The organism is Gracilibacillus sp. D59 (genome assembly GCF_052246695.1).
In the GTDB taxonomy this organism is placed as follows: domain Bacteria; phylum Bacillota; class Bacilli; order Bacillales; family Amphibacillaceae; genus Gracilibacillus.
Genome location: NZ_JBQQCK010000017.1, coordinates 21,994 through 38,152 on the forward strand (window position 1 = coordinate 21,994; position 16,159 = coordinate 38,152).

General features: G+C 34.7%; 15 protein-coding genes. 3 read left to right on the top strand and 12 right to left on the bottom strand.

Features of this window, described 5'->3' with window-relative positions:
• The first annotated feature begins 118 nt into the window (after nt 1-118).
• The gene (locus ACTWP4_RS20620) at nt 119-796 is read left to right on the top strand and encodes a TerC family protein (RefSeq protein ID WP_443130747.1); all 678 of its coding nucleotides are present in this window, start codon (nt 119-121) and stop codon (nt 794-796) included.
• Here ACTWP4_RS20620 and ACTWP4_RS20625 read toward each other — a convergent pair.
• From ACTWP4_RS20625 to ACTWP4_RS20660, 8 genes are all read right to left on the bottom strand, one after another.
• Complete coding sequence (locus ACTWP4_RS20625; RefSeq protein WP_443130673.1) at nt 793-1,431, bottom strand: trimeric intracellular cation channel family protein; 639 nt, start codon at nt 1,429-1,431, stop codon at nt 793-795. The genes ACTWP4_RS20620 and ACTWP4_RS20625 overlap by 4 nt on opposite strands.
• Before the next feature lie 17 nt (nt 1,432-1,448).
• Complete coding sequence (locus tag ACTWP4_RS20630) at nt 1,449-2,063, bottom strand: transporter (protein ID WP_443130674.1); 615 nt, start codon at nt 2,061-2,063, stop codon at nt 1,449-1,451.
• A gap of 218 nt (nt 2,064-2,281) precedes the next feature.
• Nucleotides 2,282-3,544 carry a dihydrolipoamide acetyltransferase family protein gene (locus ACTWP4_RS20635; RefSeq protein ID WP_443130675.1) on the bottom strand — a complete coding sequence of 421 codons (1,263 nt, stop codon included), beginning with the start codon at nt 3,542-3,544 and terminating at the stop codon, nt 2,282-2,284.
• Nucleotides 3,545-3,560: 16 nt separating this feature from the next.
• The gene (locus ACTWP4_RS20640; RefSeq protein WP_443130676.1) at nt 3,561-4,544 is read right to left on the bottom strand and encodes an alpha-ketoacid dehydrogenase subunit beta; all 984 of its coding nucleotides are present in this window, start codon (nt 4,542-4,544) and stop codon (nt 3,561-3,563) included.
• A complete protein-coding gene (locus ACTWP4_RS20645; RefSeq protein ID WP_443130677.1) occupies nt 4,544-5,545 on the bottom strand; it encodes a thiamine pyrophosphate-dependent dehydrogenase E1 component subunit alpha in 1,002 nt (333 codons plus the stop codon). The genes ACTWP4_RS20640 and ACTWP4_RS20645 overlap by 1 nt, the downstream gene beginning before the upstream one ends.
• Entirely contained in the window at nt 5,538-6,962 is a 1,425-nt protein-coding gene (gene lpdA, locus ACTWP4_RS20650) for a dihydrolipoyl dehydrogenase (RefSeq protein ID WP_443130678.1), read from the bottom strand. Before lpdA ends, ACTWP4_RS20645 begins: the two co-directional genes overlap by 8 nt.
• A 17-nt stretch (nt 6,963-6,979) precedes the next feature.
• Nucleotides 6,980-8,053, bottom strand: a complete 1,074-nt coding sequence (gene buk, locus ACTWP4_RS20655) for a butyrate kinase (RefSeq protein ID WP_443130679.1) — start codon at nt 8,051-8,053, stop codon at nt 6,980-6,982.
• Nucleotides 8,050-9,648: a helix-turn-helix domain-containing protein gene (locus ACTWP4_RS20660; RefSeq protein WP_443130680.1), complete on the bottom strand. Its 1,599-nt coding sequence runs from the start codon at nt 9,646-9,648 to the stop codon at nt 8,050-8,052. The genes buk and ACTWP4_RS20660 overlap by 4 nt, the downstream gene beginning before the upstream one ends.
• A gap of 130 nt (nt 9,649-9,778) precedes the next feature.
• Between ACTWP4_RS20660 and ACTWP4_RS20665 the strand changes: the two genes are divergently transcribed.
• On the top strand, nt 9,779-10,018 hold the full coding sequence (locus ACTWP4_RS20665) for a DUF2627 domain-containing protein (RefSeq protein ID WP_443130681.1): 240 nt from the start codon (nt 9,779-9,781) through the stop codon (nt 10,016-10,018).
• 133 nt (nt 10,019-10,151) lie between these two features.
• On the opposite strand, the gene ACTWP4_RS20670 is transcribed toward ACTWP4_RS20665, so the two are convergent.
• Both ACTWP4_RS20670 and safA read right to left on the bottom strand, forming a co-directional pair.
• On the bottom strand, nt 10,152-11,498 hold the full coding sequence (locus tag ACTWP4_RS20670; RefSeq protein WP_443130682.1) for an aspartate kinase: 1,347 nt from the start codon (nt 11,496-11,498) through the stop codon (nt 10,152-10,154).
• A gap of 199 nt (nt 11,499-11,697) precedes the next feature.
• Nucleotides 11,698-12,297 carry a SafA/ExsA family spore coat assembly protein gene (safA, locus tag ACTWP4_RS20675; RefSeq protein WP_443130683.1) on the bottom strand — a complete coding sequence of 200 codons (600 nt, stop codon included), beginning with the start codon at nt 12,295-12,297 and terminating at the stop codon, nt 11,698-11,700.
• 127 nt (nt 12,298-12,424) lie between these two features.
• Here safA and ACTWP4_RS20680 point away from each other — a divergent pair, with 127 nt between their 5' ends.
• On the top strand, nt 12,425-13,522 hold the full coding sequence (locus tag ACTWP4_RS20680) for a mechanosensitive ion channel family protein (RefSeq protein WP_443130684.1): 1,098 nt from the start codon (nt 12,425-12,427) through the stop codon (nt 13,520-13,522).
• Between the two features lie 178 nt (nt 13,523-13,700).
• Here the strand turns inward: ACTWP4_RS20680 and spo0A are convergent, their stop codons facing one another.
• Complete coding sequence (gene spo0A, locus ACTWP4_RS20685) at nt 13,701-14,483, bottom strand: sporulation transcription factor Spo0A (protein ID WP_443130685.1); 783 nt, start codon at nt 14,481-14,483, stop codon at nt 13,701-13,703.
• A gap of 265 nt (nt 14,484-14,748) precedes the next feature.
• The gene (gene spoIVB, locus ACTWP4_RS20690; protein ID WP_443130686.1) at nt 14,749-16,035 is read right to left on the bottom strand and encodes a SpoIVB peptidase; all 1,287 of its coding nucleotides are present in this window, start codon (nt 16,033-16,035) and stop codon (nt 14,749-14,751) included.
• Nucleotides 16,036-16,159: the final 124 nt, after the last annotated feature.

Genomic DNA, 16,159 nt, shown 5'->3' on the forward strand with positions numbered 1-16,159 from the left:
TTCAATTATTTTCGACATTTTTTTCAATGGAAATTATGCATATTCATCGTGTAGACGAGCATATAGTTAAATGGTATAGGATTTATAAGCAATGAAGGAGGAGAAAAATTCATTGAATATGTCTTGGTTGGAAGGAATGGATTGGATAAGTTTATTACAGGTAATCTCGATTGATATAGTATTATCAGGAGATAATGCTTTAGTTATAGCAATGGCAACGAAAAATCTTCATAAAAAAAATCAAAACAAAGCGATTTTGATTGGTGTTGCAGGTGCAATTATCCTTCGAGTTATCTTTGCGACTGGAATTATTTATCTACTCAAATTCCCATTAATCTATCTTATTGGTGGCATTCTATTGATTTGGATCGGTTACAAGATATTAATAAAAGAAGAGGAAGCACAAGAAATCACATCACATCAAACTGTTTATAAAGCAGTAATGACCATTATTATTGCAGATGTCATTATGAGCTTAGACAATGTTGTAGCAATTGCAGGTGCTTCAAAAGGTAGTGTCTCATTATTGACACTAGGTGTTATGGTTAGTATTCCATTAATGATATTTGGAGCTAAGTTTATTGTTCTTCTTTTAAAACGCTACCCATATTTCATGTATATCGGATCAGCTATATTAGTTTACACAGGTGTCGATATGATTGTTCATGAGCCGATAATTTATCAGTTTTTCCAATTAGAGTCTGGCTGGATAACAGTTTTATTGAGTTTAATTCTTACAATCGGTGTAATAGTTTCAGGTTATATTACCAATGAACAAGCAGAACAAAACTCTTAATAATTTACCGTTTTGTTCTTGACTGGTGCTTTTTTATGAACTATCGGGACATTCCATTTCCATTTGACTGCCAACATACGAATCGTTAAGGTTACGGTTAAGCAAATATATAAGCTGATTGTTGGCGACAGTAATTCATAGGTGCTAATTAATGCAATGGAGCCTGCAATGGACGCAATACCGTAAATTTCTTTACGAAATACAAATGGAATTTCACGAACAAATACATCCCGTAAAACACCACCGCCAATACCTGTTACTAATCCCATTGCCACAATAAGAAATGGCTGTGAATAATCCAAGCTTAAAGCAGCATTAGCGCCGACTGCCGTAAATACGCCTAGTCCGATTGCGTCTGAGAAAGTGATCCCGTGTTCAAATTTATTAATTTTGTCATAAAATAATATAGTAGCCAAGCTGGCTAATAAGCTAACTAAAAAGTATTGAGGATCCGCTAGATTAGTTGGTGGTATATTACCAATCATCAGATCGCGTATAACACCGCCAGCTAATGCGGTAGTCAATCCTAATAATATGACACCAAATATATCTAAATTATTTTTAATAGCAATTAATGATCCAGAAATAGCAAATGCTATTGTACCGATATAAACAAATGCTTCTATTAAAAACATGCCAATCCCCCACTTTTCTAAGATGAAAATATATGTTTTCTTTTATGCCAAATATATTCTAACTTATCAAATAACCATTGTAACACTAATCCTTGAATAATTACACCGAATATCGATGTAATCGTTAATAATAGAATACTAGGAAAATGGTTAATACTATCCATACTATTCGCAAATATAAATAAATGTTGGAAAACTACAATAAATGCATCATGCCAAAATTCTAATTTATTATCCATTAACCAAAGAATAATTGTTTCTATTAGTAACAATGCTGGAACGAAAAGAAGCAAAAATATTTTCTTCGCATAGGTTAACTGTTTTATATACGGTGTAACATAATATTTCGTGATGGTTTTAATTCGAAACAGATAAAACAGTCGTACAATTCTTGCTACTTGAAACAGTTGATCTAATGGAATAACTGCAAGTAACAAAAATGGATTTTTCCTAATAAATTCCCACTTCTTTTCAGCCCTTCTTATTCGTATGATATAGTCAATTAAGAATACTAACCAAACAATTAGATTAATTGTAGAATTAACTGTATGGTCAACCCAAAGGGTCAGTATAGTGACCATTACTAATAATATCATGACCATGTCATATATTAATCTAGCTTTTTGTTGCATACTTATCACCGTTATTCATAAGAAAGACCTATGGTTTCACACTTACTTCAGGTTGTTAGCGCGAAAGTCTTCGTTCTTTTTACACTTTAATCTTTAAAATTTTTGACACATTTACAATTAAACAATTAAAGGGAAACCTCTTCATCAATTTACGGGTTTCCCTTACATTATTTAGTATACTGTTGTTAGACTAAAAATGAAACTGTTATTTACAATTTTCAATATATTGGTGTAGTCTCACTGGAAATATTCTCTAATATCGCTTTAACGTGTGACATAAACGCTCCGCAGATCACACCATCTAAAACACGATGATCTAATGACAAACAAAGGTTTACCATATCACGAGCTGCGAACATATCATCAATAATAACTGGCCGTTTCACAATGGATTCCACTTGTAGAATTGCGGACTGTGGATAGTTGATAACACCCATCGATTCGACAGAACCAAATGAACCAGTATTATTTACCGTGAACGTCCCGTCTTCCATATCATCTTTCGTTAACGTCCCTGTTCTTGCTTTATTGGATAGTTGGGCAATTTCTTTAGCAATACCTTTAATACTCTTTTCATCCACATTTTTAATCACTGGAACATATAATTCATGTCCATGCGCCACTGCAATCGATAAATTAATTTCATTACGCTGGATGATTTTATCTCCTGCCCAACAGCTATTTAATTCAGGGAACTTTTTCAATGCTTTCGCTACAGCATTTAAGAAGAAGGCAAAATAAGATAAATTGTATCCTTCATTTTCCTTAAACTTGTCTTTTTCTGCATTCCGATATGCTACTAGATTGGTGACATCAACTTCAATCATCATCCAAGCATGTGGAATTTCTGTTTTTGATCGAACCATATTTTGAGCAATCGTTCTTCTTAGACCTGTTACCGGTATTTCGCGATCACCAGGTTTTGCTTTTACAGGTTGACGACGAATGATCGGTGGTGTGAATTCTTCGATCTCTTCTTGTTCTTCTTTACTCTCTGGAGTAGCTGGTGGTTCAGTCTTTTCCGCACTAGCTGTTGGTCCAGTGGCAATTATTTTTTCAATATCTTTTCTTGTTATCCTTCCACCCTTACCTGACCCGGTAACCGTATTTAAATCTATTTGATGTTCTCCAGCTAACCGCATAACTACTGGAGAATAACGGCTTTTCATATTTTGATCAACAGACGGTTTATCTTTTGATTCTGCTACTGGTGATGAAGTTGATTGTTCAGTCTCTTCGCCTTCCATCTCTATGTAGCACATCAATTGACCGACTTCAATTGTCTCTCCTTCTTCTGCTATTAATTCTTTAATAACACCAGTATAAGAGGAAGGAACTTCTGCATTCACTTTATCTGTCATTACTTCTGCAATCGCATCATATTTTTCCACGTAATCCCCTACTTGGACAAGCCAATTACTAACCGTTCCTTCTGTCACACTCTCGCCAAGCTGAGGCATATTAATTCGTTGCACCGTCAAAATTCTCAACTCCTTCTTAAAATTCTGCTAACTCGCGAATTGCTTGTTCTATTTTTTCTGCATTAATCATGAATTCTTTTTCTAATGGTGGTGCATACGGCATTGCAGGTACGTCTGGTCCTGCTAACCTTTGAATGGGTGCATCTAAATCAAACAAACAATTTTCACTAATGATTGCAGATACCTCTCCGATAATACTTCCTTCTTTATTGTCTTCTGTGACTAGCAATACTTTTCCTGTTTTAGAAGCAGCTTTCATGATCGTTTGTTGATCCAATGGATATACGGTTCTTAAATCAACAATTTCGGTGTTGATACCTTCTTGTTCCAGTTTTTCCGCTGCTTGTTTGGCGAAATGAACACATAATCCATACGTAATAACTGTAACATCATCACCTTCTCGAACAATGTTTGCTTTACCAATTGGAACAGTATAGTCTTCTTCAGGAACTTCCTCTTTCAAGAGACGATAAGCCCGTTTATGTTCAAGAAATAACACGGGATCTTCATCTCTTATGGCAGCTTTAAGTAATCCTTTTGCATCATAAGGACTAGCAGGAATGACAACCTTTAATCCCGGTTGATTAGCGAATATTGCTTCAATCGATTGGGAGTGATAAAGCGCACCGTGCACGCCGCCACCGAATGGGGCTCTAATGGTAATAGGGCAATTCCAATCATTATTTGAACGGTACCGAATACGGGCAGCTTCAGACATAATTTGATTAACCGCAGGCAAAATGAAATCAGCAAATTGCATTTCCGCAACAGGGCGCATGCCATACATTGCTGCACCGATTCCGACACCAGCAATAGCAGACTCAGCAAGAGGAGTATCAATTACTCGTTCTTCTCCAAATTGATCGAACAGGCCAGCTGTTGCAAGGAAAACACCGCCTTTTTTTCCCACATCCTCACCAAGTACAAAGACTTTCTCATTTTGCTCCATTTCTTCTTTTAAAGCTTGGTTAACTGCTTGGATATATGTCAAAACAGCCATTATTGCTCCCCCTTTTCTCCATAAACATAATTGCTGAGTGTCGAAACATCTGCATATGGTGCATTCTCAGCATATTCTGTCGCATCATTAATTTCTTGTTTGATTGTTGTTTCTAATTCCTCATTTAAGGCGTCAGTTAAGTAACCTTTATCAAATAAAAACTGCTTGAACCGCTCAATTCCATCTTTGGATTTTTCACTAGATACCTCATCTTTTGTTCTGTATGTCGAATCGTCATCATCACTTGAATGGGGTGTGAAGCGATAGGCTACTGCTTCTATTAATGTTGGACCTTCTCCATTTAAAGCACGATCATGTGCTTCTTTTACTGCTTCATACACCTCGAACGCATCATTTCCATCGACTTTAATACCTTTTATACCGTAGCCAATTGCTCGATCTGAAATGTTTTCACATGCTACTTGTTTATTTAACGGTACACTTATCGCATACTTATTATTTTCCACCATAAAAATGGCAGGCAATTTGTGAACACTAGCGAAATTCAATCCTTCATGAAAATCACCTTGATTCGAGGAACCCTCCCCCAATGTTACAAAGGAAACAGCAGGGTTTTTTTCCATTTTTGCAGCTAAAGCAAATCCAGCAGCATGTGGTACTTGAGTCGTTACCGGGGAAGATCCTGTTACAATACGATTTTTCTTCTGGCCAAAGTGACTTGGCATTTGTCGTCCACCAGAGTTTGGATCTTCTCCTTTAGCATAAGCTTGTAAGAAAATTTCTCTTGTGGTCATACCGAAATGGAGAACAACACCCAGATCACGGTAATATGGCAAAACGTAATCCTTGTCTTTATTTAAGGCAAAAGATGCCGCAATTTGCATGACTTCTTGACCTTGGCAAGATACAACGAATGGAATACTTCCCGAACGATTTAATAACCACATTCTTTCATCAATTCTTCTTGCGAGTAACATTTCACGATACATTGCAAGTAACGTTTCTTTATCAGTTTCTAATGAGTATGTTTGATTAACCATGAATTTTCCTCCCCTCGACTGCCAATGCAGCCTCTCCAATAATTTCACTTAAAGACGGATGCGGATAGATTACTTCCGATATTTCTAAAGCTGAACCATCAAAATATTTAGCAATACTTGCTTGTCCAATTAGTTCTGTTACATGTTCACCTATCATGTGTATACCTAAAATGTCATTTGTTTTCTTATCTATAATTATTTTAGTAAAACCTTCGGTATGACCATTTACATGAGCTTTTCCTATCGCTTGAAGGGATACTTTGTCTACACGGTAGTCATAGCCTTTTTGTTTAACCTGATCTTCTGTCAAGCCAATCATGGCAATCTCTGGATTTCCATATATACATGATGGAATTTCTTGTTCACTAATTTGGCTGCCACTTATACCAGCAATGTGATCAACTGCTCTCTTTCCTTCATAAGTAGCAACATGTGCAAGTTGATGACCGCCATTTACATCACCAATTGCATAAATGTGGCTTTCCTTTGTTTGAAAATGCTCATTTACATTGATGAATCCTCTTTGATCAAGCTGTATATCTGTATTTTCTATTCCGATTTTTTTAGTATTTGCATGCCTGCCTACTGCAATCAATAATTTTTCTGCTGAGATATTATGTATTTCATTATCTTGTTGATACGTTACCTGTATTTCAGAACCTTTGTCAATAGAAGATGTATCGATCTTTGCTTCCTCTAGGATTGAAATTCCTTTCTTCATTAATATCCGTTTTAATTGTTTCACAATATCATGGTCAAAAGCCGAAAGTATTTGATCTTGAGCTTCTAGGATCGTTACTTCCACACCTACATCATGCAAGAACGAGGCCCATTCCAATCCAATCACCCCACCTCCTACAATGATGATTGATTTTGGTAATTCAGTCATTTCAACTAAGTCATCCGAGGTAACAATGTGGATATGATCAATTTCCATATTAGGAAGTACACTTGGTGATGAACCTGTCGCAATGATTACGTTTTTCGAAACTAATATATCATTTTCTTTTTCCTCTTCATATTCCACAGAAATAGATCCAGCGATAGGCGAAAAAATAGATGGTCCTAATATACGACCAAAGCCTTCATAAACATCTATCTTATTCGAGCGTACTAAATGTTCGACACCTTGATGTAATGAGCCAATCACATCGTCCTTCCTTCTCATTGCTTGCTCGATGTTAAATAAAGGGGATGATGTTTCGACTCCAAAATTTGCAGCTTGTTTTACTTGTTGATACACAGCGGCACTTTTCAGTAATGCTTTAGTAGGAATACAACCTTTATGTAAACAGGTTCCGCCAAGCATTTGTTTTTCAACGATTGCTGTTTTTAAACCTAACTGTGCTGCTCGAATTGCAGTAACATAACCACCTGTACCTCCACCAAGAATAACGAGATCATAATTCAATGCCATGTATCCCACTCCTTCCTCTAATTATATTGCTTTACTTTTTCTATCCCTTTTAAAACTCTTAACGTACCTTGCGCAAGAGCAAGCATCACATTTTCTCCAGGGTATATATAAGTATCAGCAATCCAGCTTACTTGTTCTATAATTTTTTGATTAAGATAATCGTAATTAGCCAGATCACCCGTCAGAGCAATTGCATTAACATTACCTGATACAACAGTACTCATCTTGCCTATTTCTTTTGCTACCTGATACGCTAGAATATCAAAAACACCCTTTACTTTCTCAGGCTCTGCTTTCCATAATATCTTTAAATCTGCGCTTCTTTCAATATCTAAATATGCTTTTATACCACTTCGATTGATTAATTGGTATTGTAACTCTTCTTTTGACAGACCTGAATTAAAGCTTAACTGTATAAGATCCTTATTCGGAATTGATCCTGCTCGTTCGAATGAGAATGGTCCATCTCCATCAAAACCATTATTTACATCTATTACTTGTCCGTATTGATGAACGCCAACAGTGATACCACCGCCCATATGCGCAATCACTAAGCAAAGATCTTCATAGTTAGCATGAAGTTGATAAGCCAATGATCTTCCAACAGATTTTTGGTTCAAAGCATGAAAAATACTTTTCCGCTCAATAGAAGGTAAACCTGTTTTTTTAGCTATATCCAACATCTCATCTACCACGACAGGATCGACAATATAAGCGTTTATATTCCAATCCGTTGCAATATCATAAGCTAATAATGCACCGAGATTTGAGACGTGGGTTCCATTAATACTATTAGTTAAATCCTCTATCATTTGCTCGTTCACAAGGTAAGTACCACCTTCGATTGGGCGTAGCAAACCACCTCTTCCACATACTGCATCAATCGTAGAAATATCAATGCCTATGGATTGAATAATCTGTATAATATTTTGTTTTCTTCGATTCCGTTGCACCAATATCTCTTTTTCCAGTGTCGTATCAGTTAAAGCTACGAACTGTTCATATAAACACTCATCATTCTCGTATAGAGCTACCCTGGTACTTTCCACCAACGGATTAATAACTAAAATACGAAATATATTTTTTGTCATGGAGCACCTCGATCAATATTATATTTGTCCATCTTATAATATAAATTACGAACAGAAACACCTAAAGATTTTGCTGTTTTTGTTTTATTATAAGCATGCTCTTGTAGAGATTGCATAATATAATCCTTTTCAAACTGATCGATTGCAGTTTGCAATTTTCTATTAGCACTAGACGTGTTTAGATGATTGTTTTCTTGTAAACCAGCTTGACTTAGCTGTTTACTGGAGATGACTTTTGTATATACATCAGTTTGTAATACAATATTTTCGAGTGTTTTCTCTAATTGAACAATATTACCTGGCCAATCACATTTTTTCCAATGTTCAATAATTTTACTATCTACTTCTGATATATTAGTGTGATATTGTTGATTTAGTCTGGCTAGTAAGGTATCTACTAACATATACATATCATCTTGTCTTTCTTTTAAGGCTGGTAATGTAATTTGGTAGCGTAGAATCATGTCATAAAAAGATACATACCAATACTCAGATGTTATCGCCAATGAAGTTCCAAATATCACCCTTATACCTTGACTATTATTTACAAATTCAAGTAATTGAAGTTGTTTATCTTTTGAAATTATTTCATTAATATAAAAATAAATGGTTCCATTTCTTCCAGCCCTCTTTAAATATTCTAGCTTAGCTTTCAAATTGTTTAAACCAGCTAATTCAAAAAAATTACACCTTAGGAATGAATGTGAATACTTATCACTCAAGGCATGAATTGCCCTTGCTAGCATATATTTACCTGTTCCCTTTTCCCCTCGAATTAATATGGGGGTTTCCATTCTCGCGTATAACTTTGCTTGCTCACGTGCAATATTGATCGCTGGTGAATTACCAATGATATCGTTTAATTGATAGGTCTTTTCTAATTTTCTAATGATCTTTTTAGCAAATTGAAGTTCTTTTTCACACTCATTTAGTTTATCTGTATTTAAAAACTGCACACAACCGATTAACTTCCCATTTATTTGGATTGGTTTACTAATTATCTCAATTTGATTGGACATGGTGTTATTATCTTGAAAAATCTCCCTAATTTCTCGCCTAGATTCCATTGCGGTTTTGGCCAATTTATCTAGCCATTTGCCAGCATAAGAACTGACATTTCGTAATTCATCCCACTGATCACTTATTAACCACTCACTATGATCAACAAGAACAACGCGAAATTTTGTATCACTATTTAACAATTCCTGTAAAACACCTTGAAATAAATCCATATTTGTTAAATGACTTACACGATTATGGAATGTTGTTAATGTTTCCACTAGAATTATTATCCCTAGCAGTTCACCTTGTTCACTTAAATAAGGACTATATCGCGTTATAACTTTTTTTCCATTCCTTTTAATGGTATCGTGAGTTTCAACATGGTGACGAAGTTGTTTTACATTTGTTGTCGATGCATCTTCCAAAAGTGCATCAATAGAAATATGAAATGTATTACTATCAATATCAAACATGTCTAGAGCAACCTGATTTATATAAGTGATTTTATCGTTTTTATCAATTAACAATAAGCCAACTGGTAAGTTATGAAATAAATGGTCATATCCACTCAATGTATTTGCAGTTATTTTCATCACACCTTGCATGTTTTTTCATAGTTCCATCATAAAACTTCTTGCAATTTATTGCAAGATATAGATATTTTCTTTTATTGTCGTTTTTTGCTATAATTTAATTATTTCCAACGTACTAGGAGGACATAAGTTGAGAATTATTGCGTTATTAATATTGGTCTTGCCTGCTGCATTAGCGACGTACGGGATTAAATTAATGAGAGATGCATTTTTCGGTGAATTAACTGCTATATTTATGCATGTTATTATTCAATTTATCGTGGGACTAGGTCTATTTGTAGGAGGATTATATTTTATCGGTGGATTTATTCTGCATAGAGATCGGAAACGACATCTAATAAAAGGTGGAAAAAATAACAGGTATTCCTAATGAGGAATACCTGTTATTTCATTACCATGCAGGAAAGTATATAACCATTGATATCACAATCCCCATATGTGTCAACAATTAATCTTTGTTTGCTAAAAGGACCGGGTGGGCTTTTCCGGCTTTCTTAATATAATTATTCAAAGAAAGTATTATACAATGCTTTGACAGATTCATTTACTTTATCTGCCTTTATACCAAACATCATTGATACCTCTGAAGAACCTTGGTTCATCATTTCAATATTGACATTTGCTTTTGTAAAGGCATGTGTTGCTTTGTCAGCTAAGCCTACTGTACTATCCATACCTTCACCAACAACCATAATTAAAGCTAAATCGCGATCTACACTTACTGTATCAGGATCAAGCTCCTCTTTAATACGTGCAATTACACGTTTTTCTTTATCTTCAGTAAGACTTGTTTCACGAATAATAACCGAAATATCATCTATTCCTGAAGGAGTATGTTCAAACGAGATATCTTCATCTTCTAAAATGGTTAATAATTTCCGACCAAAACCTAACTCTCTGTTCATTAAATATTTACTAACATAAATACTGATAAATCCAGTATCACTAGCAATTCCAACAACCGGGTTCGGTTGCGGCTCTTTTTTCGATACGATAATCGTACCGATTCCATGAGGGTTGTTCGTATTTTTAATGCAGACTGGAATATCTGCTTTAAAAGCAGGGATAAGTGCCTCATCATGAAAAACAGAAAATCCGGCATATGAAAGTTCACGCATTTCTTTATAAGTTAACGAAGTGATTTCTTTTGGATTATCGACAATAGTTGGATTCACACAGTATACGGAATCAACATCTGTAAAATTTTCGTAGAGATCAGCTTTTACTCCTGCTGCTACAATAGAACCTGTAATATCAGAACCACCACGGGAGAAAGTGATTAATTTACCATCTTTTGTATATCCGAAGAAACCTGGGATAACCACTATCTCATCACGTTCTCTTAATTTATATAGTTGATCATAGCTTTCGTCTAGAATTTGTGCACTGCCTGGATTGTCACTTACCAATATCCCTGCTTCTGCTGGATTTAAATAAGCCGCTTTTATTCCTAATGATTGAAGATAAGCACTTAGGACTTTTGCCAGTGAATCTTCCCCAGTTGCCTTCAAAGCGTCCATTTTTAATGCATCACTATCCTCAGATGCAAGAATTCCTTCTACCCCATCCTTAATTTCCTGAATAATCTGATCTGATATTTTAAGTTCTTTCGTAATTTCCTGAAAACGATCTAAAACAGTTTGTAAGTTTTCTTCATAATCTTGTTTATTAAAGTAAGCTTCCCCTAGCTCAATAAGCAGATCCGTTACTTTAACATCGTCAGAAAATCTTTTCCCTGGTGCAGATACGACTATTACCTTACGTTCTTGATCATCTTGTATAATATTTGCTACTTTCTGCAATTGTTCAGCATTAGCTACTGAACTTCCTCCAAATTTAGCTACTTTCATGTTTTAACCTCTCCAATAATTATTTTTATGCCAATAAAAATATTATCATACTTTTGTCTGAATTGTTAAACAAAAGTAGTGTCTAAACTTAAAAATATTGGAGAATTCAATCGCTTACGTGAATGAGATTAGTGACAGCTTAAAATTTTGGATTAAATCACACCATATAAACATAGACCACTATTGTGATTGCTCTTTATTATTTTTTAATAAACATTTGCGTCCAATAATTTCCTGATCTTACGTATCCTACACCGATATGTGTGTAATCTCCATTTAATATATTTGCTCTATGTCCACTAGAATTCATCCAAGCTTGTACAACTTGATATGGTGTTTCTTGCCCTTTTGCTATATTTTCCGCTGCCGAACGATAGTTAATTCCAAAATCTCTCATCATATTAAAGGGAGATCCATATGTGGGGCTTTGATGGCTAAAATAATTATTTTGTTTCATATCCTGTGATTTATATCGAGCAACGCGTGACAATTGCCAATCAGGTCTTAATGGTGCTAAACCATATTTCTCTCTCTCTTGATTGGTATACTGAATTACTTGGTGCTCAATCGACTTTATTTGATCTTTAGATGGAATCGTCACCTTCTGATTAGGATAGATTAAATCTGGATTTTCGATTTGCTCATTCGCCTCAATAATTTCGGATAAACCAATTCGATATTGTACCGATATTTTCCAAAGACTTTCCCCAGGTTGAACGATATGTGTTGCTGCAAATACAGATTGTATCGGAACCAGAAACAAAAATAATGTAAGTATTATCAACACTAGCTGTTTCATATTTTCAACTCCTTAATTATTTGTAATATTTTTTCACATGTCTAGAAATATATGCACTCAAATAATTGGCAATACAAAATTGATCGTGATAAAGTATCTATAGGCTGAAAAGGTTGGAGGGTTGGACTTGAATTGGAGATTTTGGGAAAGTATTACTTATGATGATTATGTACAGATTGCCATAAGTATCGGGATAATATTTTTTGCATTTATATTAAGAAAACTCTTTATTAAATATATCTACTTTCTATTACTAAAATTGGTAAGGAAAGGGAAAACTGATTTTTTAGATTATGTTTTAACCGCATTTGAAAAACCGTTGCGAGCATTAATCATTATTATTGGTGTGTATATTGCTATAGATTATTTTCCATATTTAGATCAAGAAAATAAATTATTTGGCCAAATAATTAGCGTGAGTTTTATTATCGCCATTACTTGGGGATTGTACAATTTATCCTCTAGTTCTTCACTGCTATTTATGAAAATCAATGATAGACTGAATTTTGAAATGGATCAAATTTTAATACCGTTTTTATCGAAAGCAGTACGAGTAATTATCATTGCCATAAGTATAAGTATTATTGCACAAGAATTTGGTTATGAAGTGAGTGGTTTTGTAGCCGGGCTTGGCCTTGGCGGTTTAGCCTTTGCATTAGCTGCACAAGAAGTAATCAAGAACTTATTTGGTGGAGTTGTGATAATTACAGAAAAGCCTTTTTCAATCGGTGATTGGATTCAGTCACCTAGTATTGAGGGAATTGTTGAAGATATTAACTTTCGTAGCACTATTATTCGTACATTCGCCGATTCTGTCATAACTATTCCGAACGCCACTTTATCAAATGAACCGATCACAAACTGGAGTCAAATGGGAAAAAGACGTATTTTCTTTAATCTAGGCGTAGAATACGGCACTTCAAAAGATCAGCTCAAAACAGTCACGGAACAAATTAGAACCTACTTACAAAATAATGAAAATATTCATCCAGAAACAATATTTGTTCGGTTCACTGAGTACAATGACAGTAGCTTAGATATTATGCTTTATTTCTTTACCAATACAATCGTTTGGGAAGAATATTTAGAAGTGAAAGAAGCTGTGAATTTTAAAATTATGGAAATATTGGAAGATGCAAATGTTTCTGTAGCATTCCCTTCCCGTTCACTTTATTTAGATCAAGAAAGCCATGAATTCATGAATCACTTTCATTCACAAGAATAAGAAATATTGTGCAAAACCTGCCAGTATTTAATCGATGTAGATTTATTCTAATAAAATAAAGTATCACCCGCTCTAATGACAATAGAAACGGGTGATACTTTTCTATATTTAGTACTTGTTTGGAAATTAATGTGAAAGTTTGCCACTAACGATACGTGACAAATGAGTTGGAAAATTTTTAGCTAGCACGATGTTCTAATCTTAACCGATCAGCAACCATCGCAATGAATTCAGAATTAGTCGGTTTTGCTTTTGAGACACTGACCGTGTAGCCGAATAATGAAGATATAGAGTCCATATTACCTCTACTCCATGCAACCTCAATTGCATGACGAATAGCTCTTTCTACTCTTGAGGCAGTTGTATTGAATTTGGTTGCAATGTCTGGATATAACACTTTTGTTATCGATCCTAATAATTCAATATCATTGTACACCATCGTAATTGCTTCACGTAAATACATATAACCTTTAATGTGTGCTGGCACACCAATTTCGTGAATGATGTGTGTAATATTTGCTTCTAAATCGAACTTTTTGTTTTGACTACTATTAGCAGATCTCTGCTCATTATGTACTGCAGTTTGAATTCCATGAACCTGCCTAATCTGATCTGCAAGATGTTCTAAATCAAATGGTTTCAGGATAAAATAGGATGCACCTAAACCAACAGCTTTTTTAGTCACTTCTTCTTGACCAAATGCAGTAAGCATAATAACGTTAATGTGCTTTGTGTTTTCATTTTGTTTTAATTTAGAAAGAACAGCTAAGCCATCTATATGAGGCATAATAATATCTAACACAACAACATCTGGATTAAATTCTTCCAGATTATTCAGACATTCCTTCCCATTATATGCTTTACCTACTACTTCAATATCATCCTGATCTAGTAAGTATTCGTCCATTAAATCTACAAGTTCTTGATTGTCATCAACTAACATAACCTTTGTCTTTTCCACAAAAAGCTCCTCCTTCAATTCTTATGCTAACAAATTTGATCCCACCTAATAAATTCGACAAAAGGAAGAAAAATCCTTCTTATCTTTCTAAAAAAATTATTTTTCTTAAAAATATTGGAAATGTCGAAAAATCTTTATTTTATGATAGCAAAATTATTCCATCATATCAATGCTTTTTATATAAATAATCAGAACATGATAATTAGACAAAAAAACTAAGCCCGTTTCAACATAAGATGAAACGGGCTTAGATTCCTCTAGAAAATTAGCTTGCTTTCTTATTTTCTTGTTTGTATATATTAATCCCTGCTTCATTTAACATCCATTCAATATGCACACCATATCCACTGGTTGGATCATTAACAAAGACATGTGTAACCGCACCGACAACCTTGTCATTTTGGATGATAGGACTACCACTCATTCCTTGTACGATCCCGCCAGTTGCATCTAATAATCGCTTATCGGTGATTTTCAATATAAGCCCTTTTGTTGCAGGAGCTGTTTGATCAATACTGTTGACAATCTCAACATCAAATGCTTCCACTTTTTCTCCATCAATAACCGTTAATATTTTTGCTGGTCCTTCTTTTACTTCATTAGGTAATGCTATTGACATTGGCTTTGCCCATTTTCCTTCTTTTGGTGGTTCTTGTAGTTTACCAAATATACCAAATGGTGAATTTTTGGTTATGTTACCTAATTGAACATCATTAAATTTAAAATCTGCTTTCTTCTCCCCAGGAACGCCATTTTCTCCCTTTTTAATATCTGTAATTTCGGAACGAACAATTGATCCATCATTGATTTCTACTGGTTTTCTTGTGTCCATGTCAGATATAATATGACCTAATGCACCATATTTTTCTGATTTCGGATCATAAAAAGTCATAGTACCAATTCCTGCAGCTGAATCTCGGATATACAAACCAATACGATAATCTTCTTCCTTAACATCATACTGAGGAGTTAAATCAGTTTCAATCGTCTGCTGCCCTCGTTTAATTTCCACATTTAATGGTTCATTGTTCTTTCCTGCTTTCTTTACCATTGGTGCTACTTCTTCCATGCTCGAAATGGATTTGTCATTAATCGATATAATACTATCACCAACTTGAATATTCGCTTCTTCACCTGGTGATATTGTGCCATCATCAGTTGTTACTAAATGATGACCGACTACAAGTACTCCCTCTGTATGCAGATTGATTCCTATTGACTGCCCGCCAGGAATAATACGGAAATCATCGTATACTTCAACATTTACTCTCTTTATGGGAACTTTTCCTAATGTATATGTGACTTCATCATTTCCGCTTTCTTCAAGTGAATAATTCATTAAATCTGTAGCGTAGTGAACGGACTCGTCGTTCATTGCGGATACTGAAACATTATCACCTAAGGTTGGTAATTGAACCGATTCTGATTGAGAAAAGGTTTTGATCTGGTTTGGGATGGAAAGGTATATTTGAAATGGCGAATACCATGGAAGTACAAATAATATGACAAGGAGTATTAATCCTATAGTTTTTCTTATATAATCATTTTTCACAACATCGCCCTCCTTGTGGATACAGACTATTTTTGATCTGTATCATTAATTTGACCTTAAGGAGGGCTTTTTAAACCCGTTAAACATAACAAAATCGGGGGAACTTTTCCACTTGTAGAAATGT

Coding starts and splice junctions, on each gene's coding strand:
- ACTWP4_RS20620 (WP_443130747.1), top strand. CDS start 119: ATGTCTTGGTTGGAAGGAATGGATTGGATAAGTTTATTACAGGTAATC.
- ACTWP4_RS20625 (WP_443130673.1), bottom strand. CDS start 1,431: ATGTTTTTAATAGAAGCATTTGTTTATATCGGTACAATAGCATTTGCT.
- ACTWP4_RS20630 (WP_443130674.1), bottom strand. CDS start 2,063: ATGCAACAAAAAGCTAGATTAATATATGACATGGTCATGATATTATTA.
- ACTWP4_RS20640 (WP_443130676.1), bottom strand. CDS start 4,544: ATGGCTGTTTTGACATATATCCAAGCAGTTAACCAAGCTTTAAAAGAA.
- ACTWP4_RS20645 (WP_443130677.1), bottom strand. CDS start 5,545: ATGGTTAATCAAACATACTCATTAGAAACTGATAAAGAAACGTTACTT.
- lpdA (WP_443130678.1), bottom strand. CDS start 6,962: ATGGCATTGAATTATGATCTCGTTATTCTTGGTGGAGGTACAGGTGGT.
- buk (WP_443130679.1), bottom strand. CDS start 8,053: ATGACAAAAAATATATTTCGTATTTTAGTTATTAATCCGTTGGTGGAA.
- ACTWP4_RS20660 (WP_443130680.1), bottom strand. CDS start 9,648: ATGAAAATAACTGCAAATACATTGAGTGGATATGACCATTTATTTCAT.
- ACTWP4_RS20670 (WP_443130682.1), bottom strand. CDS start 11,498: ATGAAAGTAGCTAAATTTGGAGGAAGTTCAGTAGCTAATGCTGAACAA.
- safA (WP_443130683.1), bottom strand. CDS start 12,297: ATGAAACAGCTAGTGTTGATAATACTTACATTATTTTTGTTTCTGGTT.